22 protein-coding genes are annotated in these 25,923 nt (G+C 61.4%); 5 read left to right on the top strand and 17 right to left on the bottom strand.

From position 1 onward, the window contains the following. Positions 1-9: 9 nt before the first annotated feature. Together JF539_RS07110 and JF539_RS07105 are read left to right on the top strand one after the other, a co-directional pair. Positions 10-789 (top strand): glycerophosphodiester phosphodiesterase family protein, encoded by a 780-nt coding sequence (locus JF539_RS07110; protein ID WP_207139619.1) that lies wholly within the window; start codon positions 10-12, stop codon positions 787-789. An 80-nt stretch (positions 790-869) separates the two neighbouring features. Further along, positions 870-2,186 (top strand): GNAT family N-acetyltransferase, encoded by a 1,317-nt coding sequence (locus tag JF539_RS07105; RefSeq protein ID WP_207139618.1) that lies wholly within the window; start codon positions 870-872, stop codon positions 2,184-2,186. A 22-nt stretch (positions 2,187-2,208) separates the two neighbouring features. On the opposite strand, the gene JF539_RS07100 is transcribed toward JF539_RS07105, so the two are convergent. The 13 genes from JF539_RS07100 to JF539_RS07040 form a co-directional block, all read right to left on the bottom strand. Continuing rightward, positions 2,209-3,063 (bottom strand): GNAT family N-acetyltransferase, encoded by an 855-nt coding sequence (locus tag JF539_RS07100; protein WP_207139617.1) that lies wholly within the window; start codon positions 3,061-3,063, stop codon positions 2,209-2,211. Between the two features lie 56 nt (positions 3,064-3,119). Next, complete coding sequence (locus tag JF539_RS07095) at positions 3,120-3,440, bottom strand: antibiotic biosynthesis monooxygenase family protein (RefSeq protein ID WP_207139616.1); 321 nt, start codon at positions 3,438-3,440, stop codon at positions 3,120-3,122. A gap of 131 nt (positions 3,441-3,571) precedes the next feature. Further along, positions 3,572-5,047, bottom strand: a complete 1,476-nt coding sequence (locus tag JF539_RS07090) for a succinate-semialdehyde dehydrogenase (protein WP_207140875.1) — start codon at positions 5,045-5,047, stop codon at positions 3,572-3,574. Between the two features lie 83 nt (positions 5,048-5,130). After that, on the bottom strand, positions 5,131-6,075 hold the full coding sequence (locus JF539_RS07085) for a cyclase family protein (protein WP_209017028.1): 945 nt from the start codon (positions 6,073-6,075) through the stop codon (positions 5,131-5,133). An 81-nt stretch (positions 6,076-6,156) separates the two neighbouring features. After that, positions 6,157-7,329 (bottom strand): iron-containing alcohol dehydrogenase, encoded by a 1,173-nt coding sequence (locus JF539_RS07080; RefSeq protein WP_207139614.1) that lies wholly within the window; start codon positions 7,327-7,329, stop codon positions 6,157-6,159. An 8-nt stretch (positions 7,330-7,337) separates the two neighbouring features. Then, entirely contained in the window at positions 7,338-7,994 is a 657-nt protein-coding gene (locus JF539_RS07075; protein ID WP_207139613.1) for an ABC transporter ATP-binding protein, read from the bottom strand. Continuing rightward, on the bottom strand, positions 7,994-8,794 hold the full coding sequence (locus JF539_RS07070; protein WP_207139612.1) for an ABC transporter ATP-binding protein: 801 nt from the start codon (positions 8,792-8,794) through the stop codon (positions 7,994-7,996). The genes JF539_RS07075 and JF539_RS07070 overlap by 1 nt, the downstream gene beginning before the upstream one ends. 1 nt (position 8,795) lies before the next feature. Further along, positions 8,796-9,776: a branched-chain amino acid ABC transporter permease gene (locus JF539_RS07065; protein ID WP_207139611.1), complete on the bottom strand. Its 981-nt coding sequence runs from the start codon at positions 9,774-9,776 to the stop codon at positions 8,796-8,798. Beyond that, on the bottom strand, positions 9,773-10,669 hold the full coding sequence (locus JF539_RS07060) for a branched-chain amino acid ABC transporter permease (protein ID WP_207139610.1): 897 nt from the start codon (positions 10,667-10,669) through the stop codon (positions 9,773-9,775). The genes JF539_RS07065 and JF539_RS07060 overlap by 4 nt, the downstream gene beginning before the upstream one ends. 151 nt (positions 10,670-10,820) lie before the next feature. Beyond that, complete coding sequence (locus tag JF539_RS07055; RefSeq protein WP_207139609.1) at positions 10,821-12,146, bottom strand: ABC transporter substrate-binding protein; 1,326 nt, start codon at positions 12,144-12,146, stop codon at positions 10,821-10,823. Positions 12,147-12,378: 232 nt separating this feature from the next. Beyond that, entirely contained in the window at positions 12,379-13,614 is a 1,236-nt protein-coding gene (locus JF539_RS07050; protein ID WP_207139608.1) for an ABC transporter substrate-binding protein, read from the bottom strand. Then, positions 13,611-14,945 (bottom strand): sigma-54-dependent transcriptional regulator, encoded by a 1,335-nt coding sequence (locus JF539_RS07045; RefSeq protein ID WP_207139607.1) that lies wholly within the window; start codon positions 14,943-14,945, stop codon positions 13,611-13,613. Before JF539_RS07045 ends, JF539_RS07050 begins: the two co-directional genes overlap by 4 nt. Continuing rightward, complete coding sequence (locus JF539_RS07040; RefSeq protein WP_207139606.1) at positions 14,942-16,615, bottom strand: sensor histidine kinase; 1,674 nt, start codon at positions 16,613-16,615, stop codon at positions 14,942-14,944. Before JF539_RS07040 ends, JF539_RS07045 begins: the two co-directional genes overlap by 4 nt. A gap of 237 nt (positions 16,616-16,852) precedes the next feature. Here JF539_RS07040 and JF539_RS07035 point away from each other — a divergent pair, with 237 nt between their 5' ends. The 3 genes from JF539_RS07035 to JF539_RS07025 are packed head-to-tail and all read left to right on the top strand — an operon-like array spanning position 16,853 to position 22,943. After that, entirely contained in the window at positions 16,853-18,469 is a 1,617-nt protein-coding gene (locus JF539_RS07035) for an SEL1-like repeat protein (protein ID WP_207139605.1), read from the top strand. Further along, positions 18,469-20,685, top strand: a complete 2,217-nt coding sequence (locus JF539_RS07030) for a hypothetical protein (protein ID WP_207139604.1) — start codon at positions 18,469-18,471, stop codon at positions 20,683-20,685. The genes JF539_RS07035 and JF539_RS07030 overlap by 1 nt, the downstream gene beginning before the upstream one ends. After that, positions 20,682-22,943, top strand: coding sequence for a PAN domain-containing protein (locus JF539_RS07025; RefSeq protein ID WP_207139603.1), 2,262 nt, complete (start codon positions 20,682-20,684; stop codon positions 22,941-22,943). The genes JF539_RS07030 and JF539_RS07025 overlap by 4 nt, the downstream gene beginning before the upstream one ends. Positions 22,944-22,980: 37 nt before the next feature. Here JF539_RS07025 and JF539_RS07020 read toward each other — a convergent pair whose 3' ends face one another. From JF539_RS07020 to JF539_RS07005, 4 genes are all read right to left on the bottom strand, one after another. After that, the gene (locus JF539_RS07020) at positions 22,981-23,730 is read right to left on the bottom strand and encodes a DUF6969 family protein (protein ID WP_207139602.1); all 750 of its coding nucleotides are present in this window, start codon (positions 23,728-23,730) and stop codon (positions 22,981-22,983) included. A 160-nt stretch (positions 23,731-23,890) separates the two neighbouring features. Beyond that, positions 23,891-24,607, bottom strand: a complete 717-nt coding sequence (locus JF539_RS07015) for a fused DSP-PTPase phosphatase/NAD kinase-like protein (protein WP_207139601.1) — start codon at positions 24,605-24,607, stop codon at positions 23,891-23,893. Further along, positions 24,604-25,260 carry a DUF6691 family protein gene (locus JF539_RS07010; RefSeq protein ID WP_207139600.1) on the bottom strand — a complete coding sequence of 219 codons (657 nt, stop codon included), beginning with the start codon at positions 25,258-25,260 and terminating at the stop codon, positions 24,604-24,606. The genes JF539_RS07015 and JF539_RS07010 overlap by 4 nt, the downstream gene beginning before the upstream one ends. Next, on the bottom strand, positions 25,257-25,772 hold the full coding sequence (locus JF539_RS07005) for a YeeE/YedE thiosulfate transporter family protein (RefSeq protein ID WP_207139599.1): 516 nt from the start codon (positions 25,770-25,772) through the stop codon (positions 25,257-25,259). Before JF539_RS07005 ends, JF539_RS07010 begins: the two co-directional genes overlap by 4 nt. Between the last annotated feature and the right edge of the window lie 151 nt (positions 25,773-25,923).

The following is a 25,923-nucleotide window of genomic DNA, read 5'->3' as shown; positions in this document are numbered from 1 at the left end:
ACCCGTTTCATGCCGCCAGACCTTCAGGCCCTATTCGCCCGCCCGATCGCCCATCGCGGCTATCACGACGCGGACAACGGCATCATCGAAAACACGCCCACGGCCATCCAGCACGCGATGGACCGGCGCTTCGGCATAGAGGTCGATGTTCAGGAAACCTCGGATGGCGAAGCCCTGGTCTTTCACGACTACACGCTCGACCGGCTGGCGGAAGGTACGGGCAAGGTCATCGATCGCGATTCGACGGAGCTCGTTCAAATCCACATGAAGACCGGCACCGACACGCTCTGGCTGCTGCCGGATCTTTTCGAGCTTGTCGGCGGCAAGGTGCCGCTCGTGATCGAGATCAAGTCGCTGCTGCGCCGGGACGCGCAGGGTGACTTCGTGCGACGCGTCGTGGACCAGGTCGCGGCCTACAAGGGCCCGGTCTGCATCAAGAGCTTCGACCCGGACATGCTCTCGATCGCAAGACGGCACAATCCGTCCGTGCTGCGGGGCATCGTGGCCGACAGCGCCCGCCCAGGCCCGGACTATGCCGGATGCAGCCGCACGGACCGGTTCATTCTCAGGCATATTCTGCATGCGCCGCGCACGCGGCCGCATTTCATCTCCTACGGCGTCAACGATCTGCCGGCGATCGGGCCGAGCGTCTTCCGGACAATATTCAAGACCCCGCTCATGTGCTGGACCGTCCGCACCCGGGATCAGCGTGAAATCGCAGCCCGCCACGCCGATCAGATCGTCTTCGAAGGCTTCGACCCGGACAAAACCGACCGAGCAATCGCATAGGCACGGAGTCTTGCCTCTTGCACTGCAAAATGGCAGCTCTACATTCCTGATATGGCTCCGTACTCTGGTTTTTTCGACGCATGACCTTCACCGGTGCAAAGGGCGGCAAGACCCCGGAAGCCGCCCGGCCTCAGCCGACATACTCCCTGCGGATCGTGACCTCCCTCAAGGATGTCGCGGCGGCGGACTGGGATCGGGTGGCCAATCCGGGCTGGCGTCTTACGGGTCGCGGACTGCTGGAAAAGGACCCGCACTGTACGCCTCTCGGCGAGCTGGCCGGTCTGGTGGAAGACAATCTTCATCCACTTTCTCAAGAAAAGTCATTCAACCCTTTCCTTTCTTACGATTTTCTCGAGGCACTTGAAGCCTCCGGCTGCGCAACGAACGAAACCGGCTGGTACGCCCGGCATACGCTTTTGATGGATGACGAAGGGTTGGTGCTCGGGGCGGTCCCCGCTTATCTGAAAAGCCATTCGAAGGGCGAATACGTGTTCGACCACGGCTGGGCAGACGCATTCTACCGGGCCGGTGGCGACTATTATCCGAAGCTGCAGATTTCCGTGCCGTTCACGCCGGCGACGGGACGCCGGTTTCTCACCGGGCCGGGCATCAACCGGGAGGCCGGACTGCAGGCGCTTGCCGCCGGGCTTGTTCAGGTGTGCCAGCGCCACAACGCCTCGTCGGTCCATGCCACCTTCCTGACAAAGCCGGAATGGGACGCACTGGGAGAACTCGGTTACCTGCAGCGCACAGACCAGCAGTTTCATTGGGAAAACAAGGGTTACGAGAGCTTCGAGGATTTCCTGGCCGATCTCGCCTCGCGCAAACGCAAGGCCATCAAGAAGGAACGCAGGGAGGCGCTGAGCACGGAAGGCCTGGAGGTGGAGTGGGTTACCGGCTCCGACCTGACGGAGGCCCACTGGGATGCCTTTTATTCCTTCTATATGGACACCGGTTCCAGGAAGTGGGGACGCCCCTATCTCAACCGCGAGTTCTTCTCGCTCATCAACGAAAGGCTCGCGGAGCGCACGCTACTGGTGCTGGCCAAACGGGATGGGCGTTACGTCGCCGGCGCGCTGAATTTCATTGGATCGGAAACGCTGTTCGGCCGCCACTGGGGCTGTACGGAACATCACCCGTTCCTGCATTTCGAGCTCTGCTACTACCAGGCCATCGATTTTGCCATCGCCAAAGGCCTGCAGCGCGTGGAGGCAGGCGCGCAAGGCGCGCACAAGCTTGCGCGCGGCTACCTGCCGACCACCACCTATTCCGCGCACTGGATCGCCCACGAAGGGCTTCATGAAGCGGTTGCGGATTATCTGGAGCACGAACGCCGCGCCGTTGAGCGCGAGAACGAGGCACTCGCCGAAAACGCGCCCTTCAAGAAGGGCGACTGAGCGGCCCCGCCAAGGCGCGACTTCAAAAGACCAGGCGCATATCGTACTGTCGCAAGATGTCCTGCGCTCCTGCCCGGTCCAAAAAGGCATTGAGCGCCGTGGCGTTCCGGTCGACATTGACCAGCCTGAAGGTCACGGCTTGCATTCTCCGGCTGACCTCACGCAGCAGCGCGCTTCCGATGCCCTGCCTCCGGCGTCCCTTTTTGACGGCTAGCTGCGCCACCGAGAAATCCTCGTAGACCGCAATCCAGCCAAGCATCTCTTCATCCGTGCGGGCCACGACGATGACGACACGCTCTGTCAGGCCTTCAAGCGCCGTTCGAGCGTTCTGTGGGGTGGGATCCGTGTCGAAGAACGGCGTTTCGTCCACCGGAAGGTCCTCGACGCGCGCAGTTTCGAATGTCAGACCTTCCAGACACGCGGAAGATCCGGCGTTGGCCGGAACTTCGCAGATACGCAAATCGCGGCAGGTCCGGAAGCCGAAGGTCTCATAGGCTGATATGGCGTGCCGATTTGTGGTTATCACTTCCAGCTGCAGACCTTGCCCCGCTGCCTGCTTCTGCTTGTTCACCACCGCCTGAAAAAGCCGTCGGGACAATCCTTTGCGCCGATGGGCTGGGTCGGTGCCGACGGAAAGCGTATAGGCCCTGTTTCCATAGGCGGGAAGCGGAGCGCTGGAAAACCAGAATGCCGCGATGTCTCCATCCGCAAGTACGGCGAAGGAGTGTTCGGCGGAGAAACCCCGCTGAAGCCGAAAAGTCGTAAACGTCTCCGCTGTCATGGTTACGGGAACGACATAGTCGGAAAACGCCGCATTCATGGCGGCACACAGTCTGTCATCGGTCAAGGCCCGGCAATCGACAATCTCGTCAGTCATGCAAGTGCTCGTAACTCCGGAGAACAAGCGGCAAACCTTCGCGACCCGGGCCTTGTCTAACCGAAACTCTCCGCCACGTCATACATGACCGGCTCGAAGCTTTTGCACAGCGCGCTGATGCGCCTGTTCCGCTCGCGCATTTCCGGAGAGCGCAGCATGGCCAGGAAATCCTCCCGCTTGCGCCACTGCGAATAATTGGCGATCCGGGTCTGGGCGTCGTTCACGTGAAGTCCCGCGCCGATAAATCCCGGCTGGTGACGAATGAAGCTCTCGTAGGCGTCCTTCAGTTCGTCAAGAAGATCGAAACATGTGCCCGGGGTCATCTCGAAGGTCGTGATGACGGTCTGGCAATCGCGGTCGCTGGAAATCTCCGGCATGGCTCTCCTCCTCCAAGGCTATGGAGAAGGCTGTCACGATTTGAGAGGCCGGGCAATATCCGCAGTCACACGGACCGGCGTACGGGACGCCGGTTTCTCCGGCGCCCCGTGAAGTCAGAAGACAGTCGCTCCTAGATCCCGCCGAAGCAGAGATACTTCATCTCGGTGAAGTCGTCCGTGCCGTATTTGGACCCTTCCCGGCCGAGACCGGACTGCTTGATGCCGCCGAAGGGCGCCACTTCGGTAGAGATCAGACCGGTGTTGATGCCGACCATGCCGTATTCCAGCGCCTCGGCAACGCGCCAGACGCGCGACAGATCCCTGGCATAGAAATAGGACGCCAGACCGAAGATCGTGTCGTTCGCCTGCTCGATGACATCGTCCACGGTGTCGAACTTGAAGAGCGGCGCGACCGGACCGAAGGTCTCTTCGGTGGATACCTTCATGTCCTTGGTGACGCCGGTCAGGACGGTCGGCTGAAAGAACGTGCCGCCCTTGTCGTGGCGCTTGCCTCCCGTCACGAGCTGCGCGCCCTTGGACAGCGCGTCGGCAACGTGGTCCTCGACCTTTTGAAGGGCTTTTTCATCGATCAGGGGGCCGGCAACAACGCCGTCCTCGAATCCGTCGCCGACCTTCATCTTTTCAACCGCCTCCGCAAGCTTTTCGGCGAAAGCGTCATAGACGCCCGCCTGGACGTAGATGCGGTTGGCGCAGACGCAGGTCTGGCCGTTGTTGCGGTATTTGGAGATCATGGCCCCTTCCACGGCGGCGTCGAGATCCGCGTCGTCAAAGACGATGAACGGCGCGTTACCACCCAGTTCCATGGACGCCTTGAGCACCTTGTCGGCCGCCTGGCGCAGCAGGATCCGGCCAACCTCGGTGGAGCCCGTGAAGGTGATCTTGCGGACCTTGTCGTTGCCGCAGAACTCCTTGCCGATATCCGAGGACCTGCTCGAGGTGATCACCGAAAACAGCCCCTTGGGCAACCCGGCCTCTTCGGCAAGCTTCGCCATGGCGAGCGCCGACAGAGGGGTTTCACCGGCAGGCTTCGCCACGAAGGCACAGCCAACGGCTAGCGCCGGCCCGACCTTGCGGGCGATCATGGCATTGGGGAAGTTCCACGGCGTGATGGAAGCGACCACCCCGACCGGCTGTTTCAGGACCACAATCCTCTTGTCGCCCTGGTGCCCCGGAATGACGTCGCCATAGACGCGCTTTGCTTCTTCGGCAAACCATTCGATGAAGCTCGCTCCATACAGGATCTCACCCTTGGCCTCGGCAAGCGGCTTGCCCATTTCGGCGGTCAGGATGGCGCCGAGATCGTCGGCATTTGCCACCATGAGATCGTACCACTTGCGCAGGACAGCGGAGCGTTCCTTGCCGGTTTTCGCGGCCCAGTCCTTCTGCGCAACATAGGCCGCGTCGATCGCCGCCCTGGTTTCCTCCACGCCCAGATCCGGGAGGTTGACGATAAGTTCCCCCGTCGCCGGGTTCGTCACGCCGAATTCTTCGCCGGAACCGCCGCTTCCAACCCATTCACCTCCCAGGAACGCTTGGGTGCAGAGCAAATCCGGGCGCTGCAGCCGCTGGGTCAGGCTTTCATACATGGTTGGCATCGGAAACTTCCTTTTCACAGTTGACGGCCCCGTGTCCTGCATGAACGCGGGGCCGGGCCGAATGTTCCGAACGGTCAGCGGATGGCCGTCGGATTGATCATCATCTGGACGGCCCCCTTCATGCGGGTGACGCCCAGAACGAACATGAACTCGTACGCCTTGTCTTTGGCAAGTTCACGGGTATCCATGTTTTCGAGAATGTAAATACCATTTTGCGGAATTAGTATCTGATGAACGGCGAAGACACCATCGGATCCTTTCTCGAAAGGAACAGCTTCAAGGCCCCAGGTGTCGGCCCCCGCCGCCACGACGCCAACCTCGGCGAGATATTCCGCGCCGGAGATACCCAGTCCCGGTTCCACCTTCACATAGCGCTCATGGTCCGGGTTCTCGCCGTCGAGCAGGTTCAGCCAGCCCGAGTGAAACAGAACGACATCTCCCTTTTTCAGCTCGACTCCCTGCGCCTCGGCGGCTGAGATGATATCTTCCCTCGTATAGGGCGTGCCTTCCTCGACAATGTCCTGCCCATAGAAAGCGGCCATGTCGAGCAACACGCCACGTGTCACGATCGGCGGCAGCTTTTCCAGTCCCAGCTTGGCAAGCCCGTCCGCCTTGGCGACCTCCGCGCCGGCAAATCCGTTATAGTAGGTATGCTTGATGCCGATATGACCGAGACCGTCGATCTGCGGTCCGATGCCGAGCCACCCCATGAAGATATCATCGTTGTAGGTCATGCCGTTCGTGCCGAGGCCCTCAGTCGTGATCTGGTTGGGCTGCAGCACGGTTATGCTCATGGATCGCGGGGAAAAGGCCGGCGTCGTTTTACTGACCTCGATGCCGAGATTGTATGTCTTGCCTGTCTTGACGAGCTTCGATGCCGCCAGCACGCTTTCCGGCGTGATGAGATTGGCCGCACCGAGTTCGTCTTCCGGCCCCCACGGGGACGTATGCCAGCCCTCGGCCAGGGCAGCGCCCGTCAGCCCGCAGCAGAACGCCGCGGTCAGAAAAATGGATTTCATCGTATTTACCTCCCAACATGCGGTCTTTTCCATCGCGTCACGGCAACCGACCGCGATATTGCCGCGCCAAAGCACTCCCCGTCAGAGAGAGGCTTCATAGATCCGCGCCGCGTCCTCCTCCCGGACTTCGCGCGGATTGTTCACCAGGAGCCTGGTCTGGTTCATCGCGTCGGACGCCAGCTTTGGGATATCCGACTTCGTTATGCCGACATGGCTCAGCCCCGGCTCGAGACCCAGATCGCGGTTGAGTGAAACGAGCCTTTCGATGAAGTCCAACGTTACCGCCTGACTTGACCGGCCCGTGTCGATATCGGGAAAGACATGCGGGGCGAGTTCGGCGTATTCGGCCCCGCAGTCGGCCGCGTTGAAGCGCATGACCTCGGCAAGCACGAGCGCGTTGGACAGACCGTGCGGGACATGGAAGAGACTGCCCACCGGATAGGCCAGAGCATGCACCGCCGCGACCGGAGAATTGGCGAAGGCCTGACCGGCCAGCATGGAGCCGAGCAGCATGTTGACTCTCGCCTCCCTGTTGCTACCGTTCGCGACCGCTTCGCGTATATTGGCGGCGAGCAGGTCGAGTGCCTGCTTGGCGAGGGTTCGTGAGATCGGATTGTTGTTGGCGCTTCGCGAGGTGAAGGCCTCGATCGCGTGAACCATGGCGTCAACGCCCGTTGCGGCCGTTATGTGCGGAGGCAGGCCGATGGTCAGATCGGGGTCGAGCAATGCGATATCGGGCAGGATGATCGGGGTGACGACCCCCTTCTTTTCCTCCGTTCCCGTCGTCAGGATGGAGACGGCGGTGACCTCCGACCCCGTGCCAGCGGTGGTCGGCACAAGCACCAACGGCAGTCTCTTTCCCTTCGCCAGATTGACGCCGTAAAGCGCGTCCAGCGGCTGGTCGGCCCCGCACAGGAGCGCAACGACCTTCGCCACGTCCATGGAACTGCCGCCGCCGAAGCCGATTATACAGCCGATCCCGGCATCCTTCGCGATGGCAGTCGCCTCAAGCACGGTTTCCGCCTTGGGATCGGCTTCCACCTTGTCGAACACCAATGTCTTGATCTTTCGCGCCTCAAGGCTCTCCAGGGCCGCGTCGGCAAGCCCGAGCTTCATGATGCCCGGGTCGGTAACCAGCATTGCACCGCGCTCCTGCGCGGCGATCGGCATATCCGCGAGAATATCGCCGAGTTCAGCCGCGCCGCCGCTCTTCAGGCGAATAGAAGCCGTTGTATTGAAGATAAAGTCGTTCATGGCTCGCCTCATGCTGCAAGCGCGTTCATCAGACTGATCTGACCGCGCTCGATGGAATAGACCTTGTCGACCACATTTTCCGAATGGGTGTAGTCGGACTCGGAAATCAGGACCGTCAGATGTTCCGACTTCAGGTCGGAAATCACTTCCATCAATCGCTTCGCCAGAGCCGGCGCGACCCCTTCGAAGGGTTCATCCAAAAGCAGGAGATTCGAGCCGGCCACGAGCGCCCGGCCCAAAGCCACCAGTTTCTGCTGTCCACCGCTGAGCGTCATCGCCTTGCGCGAGGCGAAGCGGCCGATCTCCGGCATCAGCTCGTAGACCCAGCTCACGCGGGATCGGTCAGGGTTGCCGGTGGCCCAGAGCGACACGAGAATGTTCTCCTCGACGGTGAAATGCGGCACCAGACGCCGGTCCTCCGGCAGGTAACCGATGCCGAGCTTCGCCCGCTCGTGCGCCCTGGCTTCGTCGAGGGAGGCATGATTGAACCGGATGGTTCCGCTTTCGATCGGCAGAAGCCCCATGATGGCGCGCATCAAGGTGGTCTTGCCCGCGCCATTGCGGCCGATCAGCCCGCAGGTTGTACCCGTATCGATCTCCAGATCGACGTCCCTCAAAATCGGCACGCGCTGGATGGACAAGTTGATGTCGGTTACGGTCAGCATCAGGCGGCTCCCTTTCCGGTGGCTGTCTCCACGCTTTCGTCGGGCTTGCGGTGGAACTCGCTGCCGATGACGAACTCACGCACTTTCGCGTCCTTGAGCACGTCCCCAGTCGGTCCATCGGCCAGAATCGTGCCCTCGTAAAAGGCCACGCACCGCGGCGAGAATTCCTCGACGATCTCCATATCGTGCTCGATGAACAAAACGGCCGTGTCGGTCGATTTGAGGGCGTCGATCAGGACGCGCATGAAGTCCATCTTCTCGTCCGCGCTCACGCCGCTTGTCGGCTCGTCCAGGAACAGGAGCGCGGGATCGGAGACCGTGGCCATGGCAATATCGACCAGCTTGCGAACGCCCTGCGGCAGGGTCTGGATTTCCTGATGGGCGTAACGTTCGATCCTGAAACGTGTCAGCAGCGCGATGGCTTCATCCTCGACGACACGGTCGATGGCCGGCCGGAACAGAACCGGCTTTTGCTGTTTCGCGATCGTCAGGGCGATCAGCATGTTATCGAGGACGCCCATTTCGGGAAAGAGTTGCGGGATCTGGAAAGACCGGCAGATGCCGAGCCGCATGATCTCGCGCGTCGGCTTCCCCGTGATCGGCGCTCCGCGATAGAGTATCTCGCCGGAACTCGGCGGCAGATAGCCGGTCACCATGTTGACGAAGGTGGTCTTGCCGGCCCCGTTGGACCCGATAACGCCCAGCACCTCGCCGGCGTCGATCCGGATATTGATGTCCTTTGCCGCGACGACGGCGCCGAAGGTGCGTTCCAGGTTTTTGGTTTCAAGAATGGTCGTCATGTCATTCTCCCGCAACGGCTTCCGCAGCCGGGACCGTGCCGGTTTTCTTCTTTGCGGTATTCATCAGAGACCAGAGCCCCTTGGGAAGGAAGACGATGGTAAGCAGCATCAAGGTGCCGAGAATCATCTGCCAGGTATTGGGAGAGACCTCGACCGCGTAGACGCGGACAATTTCCAGTATGAAGGTCCCGATCAGAGGGGCGACGATGTTTCCGGTTCCGGCAAGGATCGAAACGAACACGAACTGTCCGGACGTGGTCCAGTTCGTCATTTCCGGGTCGACATGGCCCAGCGCCATGGCCCACAGAACCCCGCCGGTTGCCGAGACGGCCGCGGCGATCACATAGGTGACGTGAACAGCCTGGCGCGCCGAGGTGCCGAGATATTCCACGCGCAATTCGTTCTCGCGAATGGCTTCGTTGATGTATCCCAGCGGGCTGCGCAGGATCCTGTTGAGCGCGATTGCCCAAATCACCGTGACGACGCACGTTACGGCGTAGAGCATCGTTTTGCCCGTGTCGCCCTCCGGCGCCCAGCCGAAATAGGTCGCCTGAGGCAGGTTGAAACCGTCCGTGCTGCCGAGTTCCTCGGTGCTGGACAACAGACCGAACAAGATCATGGAGACCGCCAGGCTGAGCATGGCGAAGAAGATCTCCCGATAGCGGCGCAGAAGGAAACCGAGCACGAAGGAAATCAGGATACCGGAGACCAACCCCAGGACCAGAAGCAGGAAAACATCCGAAATGCCGAGGAATTTCCCGGCAAGCCCCGCCGAGTAACCGCCGACGCAGAAGAAGAGCCCCTGCCCGAAGGAAACGAGCCCGGCGCGCATTTGAATCGTGACACCCAGGGCGACCAGACCGGTGCCGAGCGACACCTGAACATAATTGACCACCCAGGCCGGCAGGACGAAAATCAGGCAGATGAGAACGGGAAGCGCGACCATGAGCCCCCATTCCGTTTTGTCGAAGGACTTGGTCATATCTTTCTGCTCTCCGCGAGTGCAAACAATCCGTAAGGCTTCACGGCCAGCACGGCGGCCATGACGAGATAGATCGAGAAGAGTTCGGCCGGCGGGTATAGGTGAACGAAGGCGGCTCTCGAAAAGCCGACGATCAGGGCACCGAGCATCGCGCCCCCGATAGACCCCATGCCACCGATGACGATCACGGCGAAGGCCATGACAATGATTTCCGCGCCGATCCCGGGGACAACGGAAATCTCGGGCGCGGTCAGAGCGCCGCCGAGCGCGCCGAGCGTCGCCCCGATGACGAAGGTCACCGTGAAGAACAGGGTCACGTTGATGCCGAGCGCCTTGCTGACCTCCCGATCCTCGATCACGACCAGCAGGAGCTTGCCGACCCTCGTGTGATTGAGCGTGACATAGAGCGCCGCTCCGACCGCGATGGCGACGGCGATGATGAGAAACTTGTAGACCGTGTAAGGCAGGCCGAAAACGTCGATCGTCCCGAGCCAGTAAGCCGGCTGATAGGAGACATAGGAGTCGGTTCCCCAGATGAGTTTGGTCACGTCCTCCAAAATCAGGAAAATCGCATAGGTCACGAGAACCATCAGGACCTCGTCCCGGCCATACATGAAGCGCAGGATGCCGCGCTCGACCAGCAGACCGGAGACGACGCCGGCAACCAGGGCCGCGAGCGGAATGATCAGATAGGTCAGCGCGATCGTGCTGCCGGTCTGTGTGTAGAGACCGACCGCCCAGGCTGCCGTGTAGGCGCCAAGAGCATAGAAACCGCCATGGGCGATGTTGAGGATCCGCATCACGCCGTAGATAAGCGTGAGGCCGACCGAAGACAGGAAGAGCCACGCGGCAAAGCCGAGCCCATCCACTGCTATCGCGACAGCGGTAAGCATTTGAAACTCCATAACAGTCAGAAATCGAACGGTGCCGGGCGGCGGCACCGCCGGGAAAGGGCCGGGTCCCGGAGGCATTGCCTTCGGAGACCCGGCGATGCGTCAGACGGAACGTCCCGGGAGGAAGCCCCTGACAGGCAAGTTTTCGGCGTTACTCACACTTGGCGCCTTCGAAGCCGCTTTCGATCCAGTCGATGGAATTCATGCCGGCGGGCGGGTTCACGCATTCGGCATCGTAGCGAACGACGTCGACCAGCGCGGCCTTGCCGGTCTCCTTGTCGAACTTGTAGGTGCCGTAAGCCGTTCCCTGAATGGCCTGGTGGCCATTGGCTAGCGCCATGGAAACCTTGCCGCTCGGACCTTCCCACTCAAGCCCCTTCAAGGCCCCGATAACGGCATCCTGATCGGCGCTTCCGGCCTTGTCGGCGGCCGCTTTCACGCCAAGCAGAGCCTGTGCCATCTTGTAGGAGGGATAGGTCGGCAAGGTGCCGAAACGGTCGAAATAAGCCTTGCGGAACCAGTCGTTGAGGTCGGACTCCGGGGCGAGATCGCCGTGGGGGCCGCGCGCGCCGATCACCGTGCCATCCGGCATCTGGGCGCCCAGCCGGTGCATGGCGGTCTCGCCCGTGGTCAACACGACTTTCGAGCGCTCAAACACGCCGCGAGCGGAACCCTGGATCACGAATGCCTCCATGTCGCCCCCCCAGAAACTGGAATGAATGACATCCGGCTTGGAGGTCAGCAGCGCCGAAATCTCGGAGCCGTACTGTCCGGCATAGATTTTCGGAAACTGTTCCGTGGCAATGGTCGCCTCGCCGTCGACCTGGGCCATGGACGCGGAAAAGTCGCGCCAGGAGTCCTGACCGAAGGCGTAATTCTGATTGATGCCCGCATAGGAGCCGGTCTTGACGCCGGTGTCGACAAGGTAACGGGCCGCGGCAACGTTATCCATGGTCGCATGAGCGCCGGTCCGGAAGGTGTATTTGGGATCCGTGACGATCTCTTCAAAAATCTGCGGTGTGCCGCAGTCGAACAGGATCGTCAGCTTTTCAGCCTTCTCCGCCTCGGGTGCGATCGCCTTGCAACTGCTTGAGGAGATATAGCCGAGCACCATGTCGACACCGTCTTTTTCGACGAGTTTCTGGAAATCGGCGTTCTTCTGCTTGGAGTTCTCGTCGACGAAGATGGTCTCGATCTGCCTGCCGGCAAAACCCGCGCTGTCGTAGGGCGCGGGAAGCGACCCGGCATTGATTGCACCGATCACCAGTTCGGCGGCATTTCGCGCCGGAACGCCGAACGGCCCCGCGGCTCCACCGGACAGGAAGGTCACCAGTCCGATCTTGACCGGCTCTTCCTGCGCCTGGGCGCTGCCTGCAGCGACGAAAGACGCAGCCAGGCCGAGCGCCGTTGCCGCCATGAGAATGTTTCTTGAGCTTCTAGCCGCGCGTGCGCGCGCCCCCTTGTTGGCTGATGCCATGATCAGTCCTCCTCCAATGGTCTGTCGAGGGGAAGGCACCCGCAAGGGTCGGCGCGCGTCGACATGTGCGGCCGGTTTACGTGTTGCGATGCGGATTTCCTCCCCGTGCGCCTTGCCGGTGCACTGCGATCAGTTTTCGCGAAACGGGGGGCCGGAGCCATTCGGAGAGAGAAGGAAAATGAGCGGTTGGCGCTCATTCGGCTTCATTCCTGCGCGGAGAGCGCTCAAACCGTCAACTGCCGTTTTTGAAGGTCGGCCAGCTTTCCGGAGGATAGTAGATCCGCCAATCGCCCAGCATGACCTTGGCCGGAGCGAAACTGTTGTTGAAGATGGTCTTGCCGATGGCCTGGACCTGCAGGATCTGATGGTTGACCGGGTCCATTTTCGAGCGGAACCCGTCCGGATCCTCCGGCAGGCTCAAGGTCAGGTGTTCCAGGCTCTCGCGGATCCTGTCCTTGTCTCCGGTCCCGCCGGCGTTCCGCACGGCTTCCGCCATGGCCAGTATTCCGGCATAGGCTCCTTGCGCGGCATAGCTCGGGTAGCGCCCGGCCTCCTCCCGGAACTCCTCGACAAAAGCGCGGTTGCGCTCCGTCGGCGGCCAATTGACATGATGGCGCGCCGACAGGACGAGCCCGAGCGGCATGTCGTTTTCCAGTTCGGCCAAAAGCTCGTAGTTGCCGCCGGCATCGAAGTTCATGAACTGCAGGCGATCGAAGAGACCGAGTTGTGCGGCCTGCTTGACGAAGGTGACGAAGTCGAGCCCCCACTGGCCGTTGACGACAATATCCGCGTCGGTGCGAAGCAACGACTGGATATAGGGTGAGAAGTCCGTCTCAAAAACCTTCGGCCAGTATTCACCGGCGATCTCGAATTCCGTGCCTTGCTGTTGCAAAAATCTGCGCAGGTCGTCCCAGGCCTGATAGCCGTATTCGTAATCCGGACCGATGAAAGCGATCTTCACCGGCTCGCTCCGGTTTCCATAGGTTTCGCGAATATACTTGGCGCCGGCGCGCATCGACAGGCGGGTGCCGTTGTTCACGCGGAAGTAGTAGGGATGCAGGTCCTCGGAGGTCAGCGCCGGTGAGGCATGATCTGTTCCGATGAAAAACACCTCCTCGTCCCGCGCGAGACCGGAAACGGCCCGTGCGACGCTGGAGTTGACGACGCCACAGAGAAAATCGACCCGGTCTTCGTCGATCAGCCGCCGCGCGATCTGAAGCGAGCGAAGGGACTTTGACCGCGTATCCTCGACGATGACGTCGACCTGCGGATAACCGAAAGGTTCGAGGCTTTCTAGGTGCTTCTGGGCAAGCTTGATCGCAACCGTGCTGTCGCGCCCGTAAAGAGCTCCCGGTCCGGTCAGGGGGAAAAGGCACCCCGCCTTGATGCGCAGGCTTTCGCCCGCGACAGGCAGTGTCGCCAGAAGGATGCAAAAAAAGGCAAGGAATGCCCGGCACATCGTCGTCATGCCAGCCCCAGCCGCTGCATCTTGCGTTTCAAGGCATGGCGGGAAATACCAAGCCGGTCCGCGGCGAGCCCCTTTTTACCCTTGCTGCGCATGAGGGCCTCTCGAATGAGGTCGCGTTCGACATTTTCCATCGACTGTTCGATCGAGAGTGCCCGTTTGGGTTCCACCGATTTGATTTCAGGCGGCAACCTGTCCGCCGTGATCGTCTGGCCGGGGTAGAGAATCGAAAGCCGCTCGACCAGGTTCTTCAGTTCGCGGACATTGCCGGGCCAGTCGTAACTCAGGAAGAACTCGCGCGTGGTCTTGTCGAATCCGATCGGGGCGGACACGGACGACTGCGCGTGTTTGACCGCGAAGTGTACCGCCAGAAGTTCGATATCCTTTTCCCGCTCCCTCAACGGAGGAATGGCGATGGGAACCACGTTCAGCCGGAAAAACAGGTCCCGGCGGAAATCTCCCGCGTCGACCGAGGCGGCGAGATCCTTGTTGGTCGCCGCGATCACCCGAACATCGGCATGATACTCCCGATTGCTGCCGGCGACCCTGTAGGATCTCGTTTCCAGAAAGTTCAGCAATTTCGCCTGAACCTCGAGCGGCATTTCCCCGATTTCATCAAGAAAGAGCGTGCCGCCATTGGCGATCTCCACCAGTCCGCGCGGCCTTGACGGCGAACCGTGCCCTCCGCCTCTCTCGGCTCCGAACAGTTCCGTGTCGATCTGCCTGACGGGCAAAGTGGCGCAATTGACCTCGACGAAGGACGCGTCGAGGCCGCTGCCCTGCCGGTGAAGTTCGCGCGCGACCACCGCTTTGCCGACACCGGTTTCTCCGGTCAGAAAAACCGTCTGCGCCTGGCTCGCCGCGATCCGTTCGATATCGCGGCGGAGCTGAGCGATCCCCGCACTGCCTCCGATGAAGTCGAACTCTATGGACCGTTCCCTCAGGTAGCGGACCTCAGACGCCAGTTGCCGTCTCGTCTCCGTTTCGTTGAGCAGGTGGATCAGTTCGTCAACGTCGAACGGTTTCGAGACATAGTCGACCGCGCCCATCTTGATGGCGGAAACCGCATCCTGCGTGTCGTCGAGGGCCGACATCATGATCACCGGAACGCCGGGCAGCTCCTCGTTGAACCAGCCGAGCACCTCCAGTCCGCCCATGCCGGGCATGCGGACATCGAGAAGGACGATATCGGGCGTCTCCCGTTGCGCGATCTTGCAGCCGATATGACCGTTATGCGCTTCCTTGCAGTCCATGCCCGCCTGGCGCAGCGTGAAGGCCAGCGAGCGGGTCAGATTGATTTCGTCATCGATGATGAGGACATTCGGACTGGTCATTGTTGCCCCCCACTCCCCCTTGGAAATACGAGCGTAACCGTGGTTCCGTGACCGGCCTCGCTCTCGATGAAGAACTCGCCGCCATTGGTCTCCACAAGCTGCTTCGTGACCGGCAGGCCAAGCCCCGATCCCTTGGCGCGCGTGGTGAAGAACGGCCGGAGCACCCTTTCCCTGGTCGCGTCATCCATTCCCGAACCGTCGTCGGACACGGTGACGTGAATGCTGCCGCCGTCCCGGTAGGCACGCAGTTTCAGGTGGCCGCCGTCCGGCATGGCGTCGAAACCGTTGAGCGCCAGGTTCAAAAGGATCTGGCTGAAGTGCGCCGGGTCGATTTCGATTTGAAGACTGGAATCCCCGGAGAGATCGATGACGATGTTCTTTTCGTGCGCGCTGGTTGCCAGCAGCGTCCGGATCGACCGGAACGCGTCCCGGATCAGCACCGGTTCCCGGACCGGCGGGCTGGGTTTGGCGTAGTTGAGGAATTCGCCGATCGTCTTGTCGACGCGCGTGATCTCCGAGGAGATAACGTCGAACATCTGCCGGCGTTCGGGGTCGTTCTCGTTCCGTTTCAGGCCGTGCACGGTGGTGACGACGGTCGCCAGAGGATTGCGGATTTCATGGGCGATGCCTGCCGCCATGCCACCGAGCGCCGCGCGGCGTTCGACCTCCACCCGGGAGGCGATCAGGGTTTCCAGTTGCTCGCGCATCCGATTGTAGGACCGCGCAAGCGTGCCCAGTTCGCCCGGCCCGTCCTCGGAAACAGGCACATTGAAATTGCCGTCGGCGATGGCTTTCGCGCCTTCGTTCAGCGGAACGAGATAGCTGGACAGCCTTTGAGACATCTTGAGGAACAGGGCCACAAGCACAAGCGCCGACACAACGGCGGCGAAGAGCAGGACAAAGCGTATCCGTTCGCGCGGCTCTTCCAGATCGCCGCCGCCTTCGACAAGATGGATGCGCCAACCGGGCAGGAACTGGCGCGAGCGCGCCAGTTCCTTGGTTGAGAAGGCTTCGGTTCCGACCGGGGTCATGCGTACCCGCTCGAAGACGACGATCTGCGGTTGGTACACATCCGGCTCGACAAGTTGTGCCGCGAGTTCCGTCAGCGACGACAGCCGCATGCGCAGCGAGACGACGCCAATCTTTTGCTGATTGAGGAAAACGGGCATGCGGATCAGGAACCAGCCCGGCCGTCCCTGTCCGGGCAGAACCGGCCCGAGAATTTCAACGGCGCCGTGCTGGACAAGCGGCAACGTATTGAGACCGGCCGGGTCTTCGCGGGTGCGGTTGGCCGGAACCGTCGCGACCGTTTCCCCGGACACCCTGGAAAGCTCAATCGCGTAAACGTCCGGACTTTCGACTTCCAACAGGAGAAAATCCCTGAGGAGCGGTGAAATCGCGCTGCCTTCTTCTTCCAGGAAAAAGTCCGTCGTGTCCGGCAGGTCGACGATGCTTTCCAGCTTGTTGACCTGCACGGCCATGAAATTGCTCATGCGAACCGCCGCCGCTTCCAGATTGGCGTTGACGCGGTTGGTCACGAGATTGTCGACGAGGTCGGCGCTGTAACGGTCGTAGAGGGCGGCGATGAAAACAAGCGGAATCAGGGCGGCAACAAGTGCCCCCCAGAGATACCTCCTGGCGAGATTGAGCCTGTTGGCCCGCAATGGCATCAAGTTGCCGTTCCTCCCGGCAGCACACTATGCCAACGCCCTGTTCCAGCAAACTCCCCGGACGTCTTTTTTGAGCGGAAACCGCTCATAATTTTTCCCGCGTCCTGGCGGTCGCCCTCTAGGGAAACCGTCCCTCTTGCGCGGCAGTCTACAGAAAAACTTGGAAATGATTTGCATCAAAACCACGGGAAACCCTTTGTGTAAAAATCCAGGCGGGGAGTGAATTGGGGGGTAAAGATGCACCGGTTAGGCGCTTTTCTTGTCGGACTTCTTTTGGTGGGAGGCGTTCCTCTTTCCGCGGTCGCGCAATCCGGCTCCGGGGAGATCACTTTTTGGGAAAGCGTACGCGACAGCAGCGACCGGGCTGAGCTGGAAGCTTACCTGAGCGCCTATCCGAACGGCCAGTTCGCACCGCTCGCGCGTCTCAGATTGAACAAGTTGCAAGGGTCGGCCGCCGGACAGCTCTCCGGACAGTCACCCGGTACAGTGCCGTCCTCCTCCGGTTTGACGACTGCCGCCGCGCCGGGTTCGAAGAAAACAGCACCCGTTCAGGACTGCGACAGGCTTGCAACGCATCCGCTCGATGCAAAAAGGGTGACCGTGGGGGTCGACTACGACTGGATCGATACTGCCCGTGCGGTTCCAGCCTGCCGTACAGCCGTGGCAGCTTTTCCGGAAGAACTCCGGTTCCGCTATCAGCTCGGGCGGGCACTGGAAAAAGCAGGGTCAAGCGAAGCATCGGAGCATCTTCTGGCTGCGGCGAATGGCGGCTATCCGGCAGCCATGACCAGAATCGGGCAGCGTTACCTGACCGGTGTCGAATTTCCGCTCGACACGGGCAAGGGAATTGACTGGCTCACAAAGGCAGCCGCGCGTGGTTCCGCACAGGCAATGACACTCCTCGGCATCGCGTTCATGGAAGACAAGGAGGTTCCAAAGGATCCCGATCGCGGAGCCGGATGGCTCCTCAAGGGAGCTGAAAACGGCGATGTCGACGCCATGTATCTTCTCGCGTTTGCGTATCTGGAAGGCGACGGCGTTCAGCAAAGCACGTCCAGTGCGATCCGGTGGTTGGAAAAGGCATCCAAAAAAGGTGACTGGGAAGCCGCTCTGGAACTTGCCCTCATTCACGAAAAGGGCCGAGGCGTACGAAAAGACCTGCAGAAAGCCTTTCACTGGTACCGGAAGGCAGCCGATCACGGCAGCGCCTACGCCCATTACCGTCTCGCCCAGATTTACCGGAAGAGCCTCGTTGTCGAGCGTGACGATCGCGCGTCCGCCGAGCATCTGTTCCGGGCCATACAGGATGGCTACCGGATCAGCCCGGCCCAACTGGCCTCCGAAACACGCCCCTGGGGTGCGCGCTTCCGTTCGGATTTCCAACAGATATTGAAGGAGGAAGGCTTTTACGACGGAGCGATCGACGGAAGTTTCGGTTCGCAAACGAAAAAGGCGATGGAAGCTCTTTCCTGGGCGCTTGAAGACAGCGATGCAAGAGTATCTGACAACGACACCGAGAACCGGGAGATGCGGGTCAACATTCCCGAACTCAATGTCTTTCCCCGCGCAAGCGTCCGGAGCCAACGGCTCGGGTCGGTGATCATGGACGATACAGTTGTTGTCCGGCAACGGCAAACCGACCACAACGGCGACCAGTGGGCACGCGTTTGCACCCATCGTTATTGCGGTTGGGTCGCGGCGGAATTTCTCGCCGAGCCTCCCGCCTCCTCCGTTGAAACCGGGCTCGACCGGACTGAGACCGTCGAAGCTCCCGTTGCCGTGGAGCCGCAGACGGCTGCACCGTCATCGGAGACATTGCCCTCTATAGAGGAAGGCCTGGGAGAGTTGGACTGATGAAAACGATCCGGTTGCCTTTCGACCGCCTGGTCGCGTGCGCTGTGATAATCTTGCTCTCAGCCGTGCCGGCCAAAGCCACCAGCCCTTTCGGCATTCCCTACACCTATCTGACGGTCGACCAACTGAACGCCGCAATGACACAAGCGGCGGAAGCGCCGGATAACCTGCGCCCGGACCTAGGGCCCCGGCCCGACGTCGGAGGCGTCTGCCCGACGATGCTGGACGCCTTCTGGAAATTTCCCTCGGCATTGGTCGAGCAGTGCATTTCGCCTTCGGTCGCGGAGACCTTGAAGAAGTGCAAGGTGGCTACCGACGGAAAGATCGGTCCCGGCGTCATGACCGGCGCGGCCGACTGCTTTGAAAATCTGACCGAGCAGCTCGATTTTTCCGAACCTGTCGATCGGATAACCGGCGCGTTGCAGGGATCCATTGCCTGCATGGCGAAAAGCGTCGTCCAGTCCACCAATCTGTCGCCGCAGGAACAACGCACGGCAATGGGGGTCATCGACGGCGTCAAGGCGACCTATGACGAATACCAGAAACTGGCGAAACTCGCCGGCAAACTGGCGACCGGCGGCCCCGATGTCATACCGGAATTCCTGGTGATCGATTTCAGCGGCAACGACGGCGACAACACCTCGCTCAGCATCGGTGACTGGCTGATGGAAGCGGACAAGGTCGCCGCGGACCCGGCTGCCTATGCGCGTTCCGTCTCGACGGACAAGATCAAAACCGGTCTGACGGCCGCCGTCGCCAACGCGGTGATGAACCCGACCGAGACCATCGAGCAGTTGCAGACCTACTGGGATCCGGACCGGCCGCTCGGCGGAACGGATGAGCTTCTGCGGCAATGCAATCTGGGCGACGCACAAGTCATCTGGGCCACGCGCCGGGCGTCTCTGACGACCGCCGTCGCCGACGCCAGGATCTCCATGGAGCATTACCGTCACCTGACTTACTGCCAGATCACGGCCGGCTCGCAGTCTTTCGATACGATGTCGATCCGCGACAAGACCTATCTGCTGGAAGGCCACGACATGGCCGGCCAACGCAAGTCCCACGTCACCCATTTCCAGAAATGGGCGCGTTTTCAACGCGACTACGAGCGCGCGCATTTGGCCTATTCCGACTTTCTGAAGAAGGAGGCCGCGTTCAAGGAGAAGTTCCAGGCCCGTGCAAGGGAGCTCGCACCGTTTCTGAAACGGGCCAAAGAGCTTGAGGCACTGGCCCGCGCCAATATCCGGAAGTGCGGAATACTGCTTGCTCCCAATGCGCTGATCAGCCCGCTGTCCGACAGTCCGGCCGAAGAGATGAACCATCGGATCCGCGACCTGAAAGCAAGCCTTCTGGGACAGGGCTGTTCCATACCCGTGGCCAATTCCGTGGTGTCCGGGATCCAGTTCGAAGTCGACTACCCTTACCGGAAATGGTCCGATTTCCTGTCCTGGGCCCAATACACGTTACGCTCCGGACGCGCCTGTTCCTCACATGGCTTCCGCCAGTTGCACGAGAGATACCAAACAGCCGTCAGAGAGAGCTTCGGCACCGCCGCGAACATGATGTCCTGCCTAAGCGGTGAACGCGAAAGGCAGATTATCGCGGATATCGATAATTTCTCCGGCGCTTTGGCCGACCTGGACGACGTTATCGGCGTTCTGGGCAAGGAGGTTGCGGCCTGCGACAAGCCCAAGGCGACCGATACCCTGTGGAAAGCGCATGCCCTACTCTCCGATCTGCCTTGCGCTTCCCTGAAAGGTGTCAGCAGCCGGAACGACCTTCTGCTCGCGCTTTCGCGTAAACTGCAGCGCCCCGAATGCGGCGTCGCTCCCGCCGCGCGGCCCGCGTCGCAAAACCTTCAGGTCGTCTATCGTGTCACCGGAAGCGGTTTCATCCCGCATTACGGCGGCGCCAGCAATTTCACCAAGGGCCATCACGATGTGCTCGTGACGCTAAAGGAGCCGCCGACCGAAGCCTCCTTGAACGAACTTCTCGCCAATGTGAAGGACGCTCTCACCAGAGACCCTTGCGAAGCCCAGATACCGGCCATACCGGGTCAGGCGAAGCTGCCGACATTCTGGGCCAGCGGCCCCCGGATCGAGTTTGTCCTGGGACCGGCTCCGGAAATCGACCGGGCGCGGCTTGAGGATACCTGGAGACGCGATGAGCAAAGGGGGCCTTCCTTCATGGAACTGAAAAAGGCGGCTTGCCGTTGAAACCGATCCTACGCCTCCTCTTCGTCCTCGGGCTGCTGGTTTGCAGCCCGTCCGCCCTGGCGCAAAGCCTTTCCGGCGTCGTGATATCGGCCGGCTCCGGTCAGGCGCAGATCCTCATAGCGGAGGAACCTGTGCCCGGCACGAATGCCCGGCTGACCGTAGCGCAAAACGAGATCCTCGGCGCATCGACCGCTTCCGGCCTTGCCACCGTGACCGCCACCGACGGTTCGGTCATCACAATTGAGACCGAAAGTCCCCTCAAAGCCGGTCCGGTTATCGTCCAGATCATCGAAGACGGCGACACCGCGACCGGCGGCGGGGTCGGCCTGGACGGGGCGGTCGGAATGTCGGTTGGCGACCTGAAACCCAATTTCACGCTCCCCGGTGCCGATGGCGTTGCGCAGGCGGATGGCGCAGGGGACCTCGGCCGGATCCTGCCGCTGGTCCGGGAATGGATTGCCCTTGCAGAGCCGCCGGACAACGCCAAACCCGGCTATCGGCTGAAGTACTCGAACTGGGCGCAGATCTACGGGTCAACGCCGACCGGGACCATCACCCTCAACGCCAAGCCGGACAACACCGGTGGGCTCGACTACGACATGTATCTCTGGACCCGGTACCCCGACCTGCCATCGTTGAACCACTGTTCGTTGCGCGACTTCGTCACGGCGAAGCTGGCCGGGACCGCCATCGATGGCTGCCGGGGCCGTTCTCCGGCCCTTGAGACGGTTGTCCTGGCCGACTTCACCGGTCAAACCTTAGGCATTGCGCGCCGCGCTCTAGGCGAAAAGCAGTTGAAGGTGGCGATCAGACCGGGCGATCCGGCGCCTTCCGGCGCGCTGGAGAAGACAGTCCTGACACAAGCGCCCCGCCCGGGCACGGCGGTCGAGCCGGGGCAAACGGTCACGCTGACCGTCTATAGCGACTACGTCGTGCCCGCGGGCACGCGCGCGCAGATCGAAGCAGCGCTCGGCAGCTGCCGGTTCGAGCAGGCCAACAGCCTGATCGCCGCCATCGACACCGACACGGCGCGTGCACCGTTTACACGTCTCTACGGCAGCGCTTTTCAGCGTGAGGAGAAGACCAGGGACCTGTTCAACAGGGCCAACGCACTTTACCGCGCCTGCGACTTCAGCGGCGCACAGGCAAAGCTCTCGGAGGCTGCCCGCAACACCGGCTGCGAGCGGTACCGCACGAAAATCGCGGACTCCCTGCAAAAGATCGCGGCCGCATCGAGCCACGCGGCAAGAACGGCCACTCTTCTCAGCGATGCCGACCGGCTGATCGGCATGTGCGACTTTAAAGAAGCCCAGGCCCGGCTCGACGACGCAAGGCGAAACAGCCAGTGCCCCGATCACAAAGACAGCGTCAAATCCCTCGCTGCAAAAATCGGTGCCGCAAGCACGCGGGAAGCCCGGACCAAAATTCTCTTTTCGGAAGCCAACCGGCTGTTCGGCCAAAAGGATTTCAGCACAGCACTTACCAGATTGGAGGCCGCGAAAGCCAATACCCGCTGCGAGCGTTACGTAACGAGGATCAATGAAGCGCTTGCAAAGGTTCAAGGCCACACCGAACAAGCGGGCGCAGGCACATTCGAGGTCGGGGTTGACCGGATGGGGGGCGACTACCGGAGCTTCTGGCTGCCGCGGCCCGAACCGGCCCTTTGCCAGAAGCAGTGTGAGCAGGAGGAGCAATGCCGCGCCTGGACCTATGTCGTCCCCGGTCACCAGGGAAGCCAGGCGAAATGCTGGCTCAAGTCGCGCGTTCCAAATCCACGTAACGCGCAATGTTGCGTCTCGGGCGTGAAAACGGGGGCAAAAGACACCAGACCCTCGGCCGATGGGGCATCCGCTCCAGAAACGCCGTCCGGCCCCGTCGACCCCTCCTATTTCGCCGGAACCTGGGGGCTTTCGCGAAATGCCTGCACCGGCTCTCTGCCACCTCCCGAAACCGGCCCCTCTGACATTGCTCCCGGATCGGTCGGCGACGCGGTTGCGGAAGGCATCGGCAAAGCCGTGGAAACCATTATTTCCGTTGCTAGAATGAGATTTGCCGACACGGGCGAGCTTTACATGGTGTTGCCTGGCGGCGAAGCACACCCGGTTGGAAACTGGCGTGTTGAGAACGGTTATCTGATCACGAGCGAAACGGGCAAAAGCAAAGTCAGCCGGGCCCGAGTTCTGGAACGGCGGCCCAATCAGGTTTCGTTGGTCGATCCAACCAGCGGCGACACCATGATCATGTACCGGTGCCGTTGACCTCTCAGCGGTCAAGACAGTTGATTCAAAACAGGCACTATATCCCGAGTGCCGCCTCGATCGCGGCGATCTGGCCGGCGTGATTGACGAAGACCTCGCCGGTGTTCTGCAAAGTCCGGTCTTCGAGAACGTCCTTGTCCGGATACTCGCTCATCCAGGTCTGCAGGGTCACGTCGCGTTGCCTCAATAGCGCTTCAAGCTGCGGACGATAGAGAATGACCAGATTGGTGAGCCAGTCGTTCAGAACCTGGCTGGGCTCGCCGGTCTCGACGCGGAAACGCTCAAGCAGGGGGATCACGTCTTCGGAGCGGTAAAGGGTTTCGTTGGTAACCCAGCGGTTTGTCGCGAAGATGCGGATCAGGCGGCCGTAACTATCGACGCTGATGGCTCCGATATGCACGAAGCGATCACCCGGCTCTTCGGGAACGGTCGCACCGGGAAGCCGCCACGGGTCCATCCGCCTGTTCACACCCGCCGGCCGGACGAAGAGGTGGAAATGCCCGTTCTCGTCCTCGGCCATCTCTTCCGGCGCATGAGCGTGATAGAAGTAGTGGCTGTGGTTTTCCAGATCGAATTGGTCGCCTTTCGGATAGCGTTCCCAGGTCAGAAAGTCCCCCTGCCCGCGCAGAACCTCCATGACGACGCTGGAGCCCGTCTCGGCGAGCTCCCGCTCGCTGGCCAGAACGGCCGCCGCCGCGTCGTGCATGGCCTCCAACCGCTCCACCGGCAGGTCGGCAAGGTCCGGAACGTCAGGCAAGCACGGGACCTTTTGCGTCGTTTTACTCATTGTCGCTCCTTTGCGCTCAGGACGACGGGTCACATGCCTTTCGTGCGGAGCCTAAGCCTGAATTCGCCTCTGCCTCAACGAAATGAAGAGCCGCCGCGAAGAATGGGCGGCACGCTCTCAACCGAGATGCACAAGCTGTCCGACCGGGACCTGTCGGATTTCAGAGCGGCTCCATGCCGAGCTGTTCGCGCACGGCCCCTTCGCGGCTGGTTTTCATTCCGACTGTTCGGCCTTCCTGAATGGCGATCTCTTTCGGAATGCCGGACGCGGCACGGTAAAGGGCCCACATCGCACCGACGCGGTTGGAGGATTCGCAATGCAGCAGGATCGGATAGTAAGCCGGATCCTCGGCAATCCTGGCAAATTCCGCCACCTGTTCGGCGTTCGGCGCCGTGGTCGGCACCTCGATGTTGATGTAGGTCATGCCGGCCTTCTCAACCATCGGACCTTCCGTGACCGAGCCTTCTTCGGCGGTGTTCAGATTCACGATCGTCTTGAAGCCGAGCCCCGCCAGGGTATCCAGCCCAGTCGGTTCCAGAACACCGCCAGTGCCGATGTAGGGCGTGGCGCGCAGATAATTCTTCACCAGATCAGGCATCTTGTTGCCGTATGGCGCCTGGGGAAACTTGGTCGTGGTGTCGAACATGTCCCTGGGCAGCGCCGCCTCATCTGCCTTAGCCTTCGCCGGAGCGGCCGCGGGGGCGCAAGGGTTGGCGGGCGCGGCGGCCGGGGCACAGGGATTGACGGGTGCGGCAACCGGCGCACACGGGTTTGCCGGCTGCGCCTTCACAGAGGAGGGCTGCGCGGCGCCGACGGCCACGGCGGCGGCTGGAACGAGCGCGGCCGTCAGAAGACTTTTGCGGAGAGATTTCTTCATGGGACGATTCCTGCCTCGGTGTTGAAGGTCGTGTTCTGGTTTTTGGCCTTGGACGTGTCTTCACCATTGACATCCTCGGCGGTGAACGGTCCGCCTCGGGCGCGCTCAAGTCTGCTGCCAAGCACAAACCCGGCAATCGCAACAACGATCAAGACGGCCAGAATGAGCCACTCCGGCAGGCCGAGCAGATCCGGCAACCGCTGGGCGTCAGGCCCTTTGGCCGCGAAATAAAATCCCTGGATCGGCTCATAGACCCCGGCGAAGGCCATCGTTCCGACGATCATGCCGACGACGAATACCACCGCGTCGACGCGCCCGGACACGATGCCGACCAGAGACGTGCCCGGGCAATAACCGCCCATGGCAAATCCGGCGCCGATCAACAGTCCGCCCGCGGCCATCGCCCAGAGGTAAAGGGTCGGGATGTAAACCGAATTGCCCGCGATCATCCCGCCCAGGCGGAGCAGATAAAGACCGACGGCGGCGACCAGAACCGCGGTGAACATCACCTTGAACACGGACCAGTCTTTCAGCGAGAACTGGCCGGTGAGTTTACGCGCGCTGCCGAACCCGGCCGCCTCGAGGACGTAACCGAACAAAATGCCGCTCAAAAGGCCGCTGGCAACGCCGGAATCGTAAAACGGTACGCTCATTGCCATGCCCTCCGGACCAATGCGCTGACGACGAAGCCGGCAATGAAGAAACCGGCGAGAAAGACGAAGCCGGCGACCGCAAGCGTCGCGCCGCCCGACAGGCCGAGTCCGCTGGTGCAGCCGCGGGCCAAACGCCCGCCGATCCCAACCAGGGCGCCGCCGATGAATGCGAACGCGAAGCGCTGGCCAACGGAAGCCTGGGGGCCGCGCTCGACCATGAGACGGGACCGGCCCGCCGTGCGGGCCCCGACATATCCGCCGATCAGGACACCGATGACTTCCCATGTGATCCAGGATGCAAGCGGTGCTCCGGCCGTCAGGAACGGCCCGAAATAGGCATTTGCCGTCGTCAGGTCCGGCGCGAGCCAACCGCTGATCTGCGCGCTCAGCCGGGTGACGAAGCCGGAAGCGCCAAGGCCATGTCCGGTGATCAGAAAGGAAATCAGCAGGGCGATCCCGAGTGCGGCCCCGGCAACGAGCGGTGGCCAGAACGGACGAGGACTTGAGGTCATCGGTTTGCTCCGGTATATGTAATTTCGAATTTATGAATATTATGAAATTACCGAGTCCGTCAATGGTGTTTTCAACGCCACCGCCCTTCCCGGCTCGCAGAGCTTGTCCCGTGTCAGGACATTGTGCCCTGTTCCCCCAAGGCCATGCGGA

Source organism: Roseibium aggregatum (assembly GCF_017309185.1).
GTDB lineage: Bacteria > Pseudomonadota > Alphaproteobacteria > Rhizobiales > Stappiaceae > Roseibium > Roseibium aggregatum_B.
Note: the sequence above shows the minus strand (reverse complement) of the source record. Positions and strands in the feature narration are given on the sequence as shown.

What these genes read in the sequence shown, in the direction of transcription:
- JF539_RS07110 (WP_207139619.1), top strand. Translation starts at nt 10, where the DNA reads ATGCCGCCAGACCTTCAGGCCCTATTCGCCCGCCCGATCGCCCATCGC.
- JF539_RS07055 (WP_207139609.1), bottom strand. Translation starts at nt 12,146, where the DNA reads ATGGCATCAGCCAACAAGGGGGCGCGCGCACGCGCGGCTAGAAGCTCA.
- JF539_RS07040 (WP_207139606.1), bottom strand. Translation starts at nt 16,615, where the DNA reads ATGCCATTGCGGGCCAACAGGCTCAATCTCGCCAGGAGGTATCTCTGG.
- JF539_RS07075 (WP_207139613.1), bottom strand. Translation starts at nt 7,994, where the DNA reads ATGCTGACCGTAACCGACATCAACTTGTCCATCCAGCGCGTGCCGATT.
- JF539_RS07005 (WP_207139599.1), bottom strand. Translation starts at nt 25,772, where the DNA reads ATGACCTCAAGTCCTCGTCCGTTCTGGCCACCGCTCGTTGCCGGGGCC.
- JF539_RS07035 (WP_207139605.1), top strand. Translation starts at nt 16,853, where the DNA reads ATGCACCGGTTAGGCGCTTTTCTTGTCGGACTTCTTTTGGTGGGAGGC.
- JF539_RS07010 (WP_207139600.1), bottom strand. Translation starts at nt 25,260, where the DNA reads ATGAGCGTACCGTTTTACGATTCCGGCGTTGCCAGCGGCCTTTTGAGC.
- JF539_RS07090 (WP_207140875.1), bottom strand. Translation starts at nt 5,047, where the DNA reads ATGTATGAAAGCCTGACCCAGCGGCTGCAGCGCCCGGATTTGCTCTGC.
- JF539_RS07015 (WP_207139601.1), bottom strand. Translation starts at nt 24,607, where the DNA reads ATGAAGAAATCTCTCCGCAAAAGTCTTCTGACGGCCGCGCTCGTTCCA.
- JF539_RS07100 (WP_207139617.1), bottom strand. Translation starts at nt 3,063, where the DNA reads ATGACTGACGAGATTGTCGATTGCCGGGCCTTGACCGATGACAGACTG.
- JF539_RS07030 (WP_207139604.1), top strand. Translation starts at nt 18,469, where the DNA reads ATGAAAACGATCCGGTTGCCTTTCGACCGCCTGGTCGCGTGCGCTGTG.
- JF539_RS07080 (WP_207139614.1), bottom strand. Translation starts at nt 7,329, where the DNA reads ATGAACGACTTTATCTTCAATACAACGGCTTCTATTCGCCTGAAGAGC.
- JF539_RS07105 (WP_207139618.1), top strand. Translation starts at nt 870, where the DNA reads ATGACCTTCACCGGTGCAAAGGGCGGCAAGACCCCGGAAGCCGCCCGG.
- JF539_RS07070 (WP_207139612.1), bottom strand. Translation starts at nt 8,794, where the DNA reads ATGACGACCATTCTTGAAACCAAAAACCTGGAACGCACCTTCGGCGCC.
- JF539_RS07095 (WP_207139616.1), bottom strand. Translation starts at nt 3,440, where the DNA reads ATGCCGGAGATTTCCAGCGACCGCGATTGCCAGACCGTCATCACGACC.
- JF539_RS07060 (WP_207139610.1), bottom strand. Translation starts at nt 10,669, where the DNA reads ATGCTTACCGCTGTCGCGATAGCAGTGGATGGGCTCGGCTTTGCCGCG.
- JF539_RS07085 (WP_209017028.1), bottom strand. Translation starts at nt 6,075, where the DNA reads ATGAAATCCATTTTTCTGACCGCGGCGTTCTGCTGCGGGCTGACGGGC.
- JF539_RS07065 (WP_207139611.1), bottom strand. Translation starts at nt 9,776, where the DNA reads ATGACCAAGTCCTTCGACAAAACGGAATGGGGGCTCATGGTCGCGCTT.
- JF539_RS07020 (WP_207139602.1), bottom strand. Translation starts at nt 23,730, where the DNA reads ATGAGTAAAACGACGCAAAAGGTCCCGTGCTTGCCTGACGTTCCGGAC.
- JF539_RS07050 (WP_207139608.1), bottom strand. Translation starts at nt 13,614, where the DNA reads ATGACGACGATGTGCCGGGCATTCCTTGCCTTTTTTTGCATCCTTCTG.
- JF539_RS07045 (WP_207139607.1), bottom strand. Translation starts at nt 14,945, where the DNA reads ATGACCAGTCCGAATGTCCTCATCATCGATGACGAAATCAATCTGACC.